Below are 429 nucleotides of genomic sequence, written 5' to 3'. Positions count from 1 at the left end.
CGATAAACCTCGCTTTCACCGACGGCGTTGGTCGCACTGATAAGCCGGCCAAGGTCGTCATAGGCGTAGGAAACAACGGTGTACTCGGTGACCCAGACAAACTCACCCGGCCCTTCAGCCCGGTGAATCTGGTAGTCCACGCCAACAATGCGGCCCGACGAATAGCGCAAAAACAACGACCGCCCGACGCCGTTATCCACTCGCTCAATGCGCCCCCTGAAGTCTCGAGAGATACGCAGCCGGTTGTCATACGCATCGCTGATCGCTGTCAGAAAACCATTAACGAAATGGTAGAAACGCGAGCCTTGCGCCAGCACCCATTCATCCGGCAACGTCCCCAGATAAATCGCTGCTTCGGCCAAGCTGTTGGTGATCGCAGGGCGGGCGGAGGAGGGCAGTGGAAACTCAGTCGAGCGGTTCTCATGATCG

Annotated in this window: 1 protein-coding gene; it reads right to left on the bottom strand. The window is 57.8% G+C overall.

Annotated elements, in window-relative coordinates:
• Nucleotides 1-429 (bottom strand): hypothetical protein (locus tag HX803_RS32240; RefSeq protein ID WP_178926094.1); only part of this gene is annotated, 429 nt, incomplete at both ends.

This window comes from Pseudomonas sp. P7548 (assembly GCF_013386585.1).
GTDB lineage: Bacteria > Pseudomonadota > Gammaproteobacteria > Pseudomonadales > Pseudomonadaceae > Aquipseudomonas.
This window is presented reverse-complemented; position numbering and strand designations above follow the sequence as displayed.